This is a genomic window from Inquilinus sp. (genome assembly GCF_057815775.1).
The window spans coordinates 1-5,893 of sequence record NZ_JBYRFX010000621.1; the positions used below are offsets into that span (position 1 = coordinate 1).

Sequence of the window (5,893 nt, forward strand, 5' to 3'; positions counted from 1 at the left end):
AAGTCGGCGGTGTGGGAGCCTCGCACGGTGGCGACCTGCTCGGGCGTGCCGTGGGCGATGATGCGTCCGCCGCCCTCGCCGCCCTCGGGGCCGAGGTCGAGGATGTAGTCGGCGTTGCGGATGATGTCGAGGTTGTGCTCGATGATGATGACGGAGTTTCCGAGGTCGGTGAGGCGGTGGAGGACCTCGAGGAGCTTGCGGACATCGTCGAAGTGGAGCCCGGTGGTGGGCTCGTCGAGGAGGTAGAGGGTGCGTCCGGTCTGGCGCTTGGAGAGCTCGCGGGCGAGCTTCATGCGCTGGGCCTCGCCGCCGGAGAGGGTGGTGGCGGACTGGCCGAGGTGGATGTAGCCGAGGCCGACGTCGACGAGGCCGCCGACTTCTTCAAGGCCGTGCCGCGCATCTGCAACAGCCTCACCACCTTGCAGCGCGTGGGGCTCGGCTACATCCATGTCGGCCAGCAGGCCACCACCCTCTCCGGCGGCGAGGCCCAGCGCATCAAGCTCGCCAAGGAGCTGAGCAAGAGGGCGACCGGCCGCACCCTCTATATTCTCGACGAGCCCACCACCGGCCTGCACTTCCAGGACGTGGCCAAGCTGCTCGAGGTGCTGCAGGAGCTCGCCGAGGGCGGCAACACGGTGGTGGTGATCGAGCACAATCTCGAGGTCATCAAGACCGCCGACTGGATCGTCGACATCGGCCCCGAGGGCGGCGACGGCGGCGGCGAGATCATCGCCGCCGGCACGCCGGAGGATGTGGTGCGGGCCGACCGCAGCTACACCGGACGCTATCTCGCGCCCTATCTGCAGCAGGCCAAGCAGAAGCGGCGGGCGTAGCCCTCGCCGCCTCCGGCTGCCTCCGGAATTCGATAGGATTTTATAGATCTGGCCCCAGCGATGGCGGCCATCTGGACCTATGACCGGGCCCGAATCCATGCCATTGTGCGTGCGGTTCGAACAGGCGACGGGACCATTTCCCCGAGATTTCGCCGCCGAATCTTTTGAGTGAGGTGTCACCCGGGTCCCGTCGCGGCAGGCATCGACGCTGCCGACCGGCCTATTCTGCCGGGTTCGATCGGGATCCCCACCCGAGGAGGCCGTTATGTGCACCGATTTTTTGTTGCTGGCGCACGATCTCAGCGTCGTCAACGGTCGCAGCATGGAATTCGGATCGGATCTGAAATCAGGGATCCTGATCGGCGGAAAAGGTACGGAAAAGCACAGTGCGGCGCCCGATTTGAAGCAGGGCCTGCGCTGGACCGCGACGCATGGCTATGTCGGCCTGAACGCCTATGGCACGCACATCATCACCGACGGCATGAACGATGCCGGGCTGAGCATCGGCGCCCTGTGGCTGCCGGGCACGCAGTACCCGCACAAGGTGTCCGACCCGTCGAAGGCGCTGGCGGCCGACCTGTTCACCAGCTGGGTGCTGGCGACCTGCGCGACGGTCGAGGAGGTCAGGCAGGGGCTGGCCGGGATCGAAGTCTGGGGCAGCACGCTGCTGCAGGACGAGATGCCGCTGCACTTCCCGGTGCATGACCATCACGGCCACAGCATCGTCATCGAGTTCATCGATGGCGAGACCCGGATCCACGACAACCCGGTCGCGGTGCTGACCAACGCTCCGCCCTTCCCCTGGCAGCTCACCAACATCGAGACCTATGTCGGGCTCAAAGCGACCGATGCCGAATCGATCCGGATCGGCCTGAAGGAGTTCAGCCCGCCCGGCCATGGCAGCGGCATGCGCGGCCTGCCCGGGGATTCGACCCCGCCATCGCGCTTCATCCGCACCGTGTTCCAGAAGCATTTCGCGACCCGGCCGGCGGACAGCGAAGCGGCGTGCAACCTGGCGCTGCACCTGCTGAACACGGTCGACATCCCGGCCGGGACCAGCGCGTCGCTGCCGAACAAGCGCGGCGTGTCCGAGGACGATTACACGCAATGGGTGGTGGTCAAGGCGCTGACCGAGCGGGTGTTCAATGTCCGCACCTATGACACCCCGACGGTGATGCAGATCGACCTGAAGAAACTGAACCTGTCGGTGCCCGGCGAACGGCTGTATCCGCTACCGACCGAGCCGGTGTCGATCGACATCACCCCGACGCTGAAGGCTGGGTAGCAAGGCACCCGCGCGCCCGGTGGCTTCAGCCACCGGGCAGCCTTTAGAACGCGTAGGGGACCGGTAGAGCCAGGGCCTTGGCCAGGCCCTCGCGGAACGTCGCGATCGGCAGGGCCAGCCGGCCGGCCGGGGGCCGGTGCAGCATCCAGCACCGCACCTGCGGCCGGAAATCCGGGGCGTCGATCACCTCGACCGCCCCCTGCCAGCGGCTGTCGGCGAAGGCGGCCGGAGTCAGGACCCCGATGCCGAGGCCGCGCGCCACCAGCGACATCCGCAGGTCGACGCTCAACGCCTCGATCCCGACGCGGAACGGCAGGCGCGCGGCTTCGAAGCGCTGCCGGATGAAGGCGCGGAAGCCGCAGCCGCTTTCATTCATGATCCAGGGGAAGCGCGACAGGTCGGCCAGTCTGGCCGGATTGGGAATGCCGAGCCCCGGCGCCGCGACCAACAGCACCGGCTGGGTGCCGAGGTCCTCCGCGATCAGATCCTCCGGCGGGATGGCGCCGTCCACCAGGCACAGGGCTGCCGCATCCAGCACGCTGCGCGAGACCTGCTCCAGCAGCCGCGGCGACCAGCCGGAGGTGATGCGCAGCGTCAACTGCGGAAAGGCCTCGCGCATCCGGTCGAGCGGGACCGACAGGGCCGCCTCGGACAGATAGGGCATGACGCCGAGCCGGAACTCGCCCCGCACCTCGCCATCCGATGCCACGCTCGACCTGAGATCCTCGACAGAGCGCAGCACGCGGCGCGCCTGTTCATAGGCCTCGCGGCCGGCCGCGGTCGGCTTCAGCGGCTTCGACTGGCGGTCGAGCAGGGCCGCGCCGAGCCCGTCCTCCAGGTTCTGCACCCGCCGCGTCACCCCCGGCTGGGTGAGGTTGAGGCGTGCCGAGGCCGCTACGATCGAGCCGGTCTCGACCACGGCGACGAAGGCCTCCAAATCCGGAATATTCATGCCAGATCCGCATAATCTTTATAGGTACAATTGAATTGTATCATCTTGATGATCGAGAATAAAGATCGTCATCAATATGCCGATCAATCATCGAGGCGATCCCCATGTCGGTCACCAGCGAGACCGTTGCCGCAGTCCCGGATGAGGTGGAGGTGGGGCTCACCCGACCACTCATCCTGCTGTTCGCCGTGTCGGTCGGCATCATCGTCACCAATGTCTTCGCGCCGCAGACGCTGGTCGGCCTGATCGGGCCGGCCTTCGGCCTGACGACGGCCGGCAGCGGGCTGGTCGCGACGGCGACCCTGCTGGGCTATGCCGCCGGGCTGTTCCTGCTGGTGCCCCTCGCCGACCTGGTCGAGAATCGCTGGTTGATCGTCCGGATGCTCGCCTGTGCTGCAGCCTTCGCCGGGCTGGTGACGCTGGCGCCGAACGCCTCCACCCTGCTGGCGGCCCTGTTCCTGCTCGGCGCCGCATGCTCCGCCATCCAGCTCCTGGTGCCGATCGCCGCGTCGATGGCACCGCCGGAGCACCGCGGCCGCGTCATCGGCGACATCATGAGCGGGCTGATGGCCGGTATCCTGCTGTCGCGGCCGCTGGCGAGCGCCGTGGCCGACGGCTTCGGCTGGCGCACCTTCTACGCCGCCAGCGGCGTCGCCATGGGCCTGCTGGCCCTGGTCCTGGCCCTGCGCCTACCCCGGCGCCGGCCGGCCAGCCGGATCGGCTATCCCGCCCTGATCGCGTCGTTGTGGCATCTGCTGCGGGCAGAACCGGTGCTGCGGTCCCGGGCGCTGACGGCGAGCCTGGTCATGGCGGCGTTCAGCGTGTTCTGGACCGCCATCGCGTTGCGGCTGGCGCAGCCGCCCTTCGAGCTGGGCCAGCGCGGCATCGCCCTGTTCGCCCTGGTCGGCGCCGGCGGTGCGGCGGTGACGCCGATCTTCGGCCGGGCCGGCGACCGGGGCTGGACCCGGCCAGCCACCATCGCGTCCCACATCGCGATCGTCGTGGCCTTTGCCCTGGCCGCCTGGGGCGGGTCCGCCTCTGCCGGTATCGGATCCGCCCTGTGCCTCGTCCTGCTCGGCGGCAGCGCGGTGGTGCTCGATGTCGGCGCCACCGGCGACCAGACGCTTGGCCGCCGCGCCATCAACCTGCTGCGGCCGGAAGCACGCGGCCGCCTGAACGGGTTGTTCGTCGGCCTGTTCTTCCTCGGCGGCGCCGTCGGCTCGGCCCTGGCCGGCATCGCCTGGGCGGCTGGGGGCTGGGGGCTGGTCCCTGGTCTGCCTGATCGGCGCCGGGTTCGGGCTGGCGGCCCTGGTGGTGGACGTCCTCGACCGGGCGCGCTGAGACGTCAGGCCGCCTCCGGCAACGCCGCCAGCCGTGGCACCGGGGAGCCGGCGATCACCAGCGCCTGGATGACGAAGCAGAGCACGGCGATGACCAGGCAGGCGGCGGCGCCGTGGCTGCCGCCGACCAGGCCGCCGATCGCGGCCCCGACCGGGCGCGAACCATAGGTCGCCATGGTGATGATCGCCGAGACCCGGCCGAGCAGCGCCGGCGGCGTCACCGCCTGGCGCAGGGTGGTCGAGGCGATGGTCCACAGGATCGGGCCGGCGCCGAACAGGAAGAAGGCCAGGCCGGCGACCGGCGCCGACGGCACCCAGACGGTCAGCAGCATCAGCAATGCCCCGGCGAGGCCGGAGAACGGCCCGACCAGCAGCATCGCCCCGAACGGCATCCGCCGGGCGATCCGCGGAGTCGCCAGCGCGGCCAGCACCATGCCGACGCCATAGACCGCCAGGGTGATGCCGACGCCCGAGGCGCTGAGGCCGAGATGGCCGACGGCATAGGGCACATAGATCGCCTGCAGCACGAACCAGCCGATGTTGAAGAACACCGCGGTCAGCAGCACCGGCCGCAGCAGCGGATGGGACAGGACGAAAGCTGCGCCCTCGCGCAGATCCTGCAGGATGTGTCGCGGCGGTGGCGCCGGCCGGGCCGGCTCGCGGATGCCGATGAGCAGGACCACCGCCAGGGCGGACAGCGCCGCCGCGGCGGCGAAGGCCAGGCCGCCCCCGGTCCAGGCCACCAGCGCGCCCGCCACCGCCGGCCCGGCGGCGAAGGCGGCGCTGCGCGCCAGCTCGACCCGGCCATTGGCCGCCGGCAGCGCGGCGCGCGGCACCAGGTCCGGGACCAGCGACGGCGCCGCCACGCTGTAGGCGACGGTGCCGGCGGCGCCGAGGAAGCCGAGCGCGGCCAGCAGCCCGAGGCTGAGCCCTCCGGTTTCGGCCAGCACCAGGATGGCGATCAGGGACAGCGCCCGCAGCGCCTCGGCCCCCGCCATGAGCCGACGGCGGGAGGATCGGTCGACCAGGATCCCCGCCGGCAGCGACAGCAGCAGGAAGGGCAGCGTCTGCACGGTCTGCAGCAGGCCGGTGCCGCCGGCCCCGGCGCCCAGCGCGAGCACGGCGACGATCGGCGCGGCGGCAAGGCCGATCTGTTCCGCCGATTGCGCGGCGAGGTTGGACCAGGCCAGGCGACGGAACGCCGGTGGCAGCGGGGCGGAGGTCGGTGGCATGAGAGACTCGCGAGGATCGTGGTCGGGACCAGGACAGGACCATCCGCCCCCCTGCCCCGGCCGCGCGCTCCGCTTGTTGCGGCCGAATTCGGCCGCAAGGCTTTCCGCCAAATCGCAAGTTCCGGGTCGCCACGGCCCCGGAAATTTGAGAGCAAGGGGCGGAGTGCTTGCGGTGCTGCGACCGATCATCTTCGGCGGACGGATAGGCAACCCGCCGCGTTGGCGACCTATCGCAACCGTCGAACCAGGAG

At 70.0% G+C, this 5,893-nt stretch carries 3 protein-coding genes and 3 pseudogenes; 3 read left to right on the forward strand and 3 right to left on the reverse strand.

Going from position 1 to position 5,893, the window contains the following annotated elements; genetic code table 11:
• Positions 1-293 (reverse strand): annotated as a pseudogene (locus tag AC3XYG_RS21665) (excinuclease ABC subunit UvrA); the annotation flags it as partial.
• A 48-nt stretch (positions 294-341) separates the two neighbouring features.
• Here AC3XYG_RS21665 and AC3XYG_RS21670 point away from each other — a divergent pair.
• Together AC3XYG_RS21670 and AC3XYG_RS21675 are read left to right on the forward strand one after the other, a co-directional pair.
• Positions 342-833: pseudogene (locus AC3XYG_RS21670) on the forward strand (ATP-binding cassette domain-containing protein); the annotation flags it as partial.
• A gap of 265 nt (positions 834-1,098) precedes the next feature.
• Positions 1,099-2,118 (forward strand): linear amide C-N hydrolase, encoded by a 1,020-nt coding sequence (locus tag AC3XYG_RS21675; protein WP_489141943.1) that lies wholly within the window; start codon positions 1,099-1,101, stop codon positions 2,116-2,118.
• Between the two features lie 43 nt (positions 2,119-2,161).
• On the opposite strand, the gene AC3XYG_RS21680 is transcribed toward AC3XYG_RS21675, so the two are convergent.
• Complete coding sequence (locus AC3XYG_RS21680) at positions 2,162-3,070, reverse strand: LysR family transcriptional regulator (protein WP_489141944.1); 909 nt, start codon at positions 3,068-3,070, stop codon at positions 2,162-2,164.
• Positions 3,071-3,174: 104 nt separating this feature from the next.
• Here AC3XYG_RS21680 and AC3XYG_RS21685 point away from each other — a divergent pair.
• Positions 3,175-4,278: pseudogene (locus AC3XYG_RS21685) on the forward strand (MFS transporter); the annotation flags it as partial.
• A gap of 137 nt (positions 4,279-4,415) precedes the next feature.
• Here the strand turns inward: AC3XYG_RS21685 and AC3XYG_RS21690 are convergent.
• The gene (locus AC3XYG_RS21690) at positions 4,416-5,642 is read right to left on the reverse strand and encodes an MFS transporter (RefSeq protein ID WP_489141945.1); all 1,227 of its coding nucleotides are present in this window, start codon (positions 5,640-5,642) and stop codon (positions 4,416-4,418) included.
• Between the last annotated feature and the right edge of the window lie 251 nt (positions 5,643-5,893).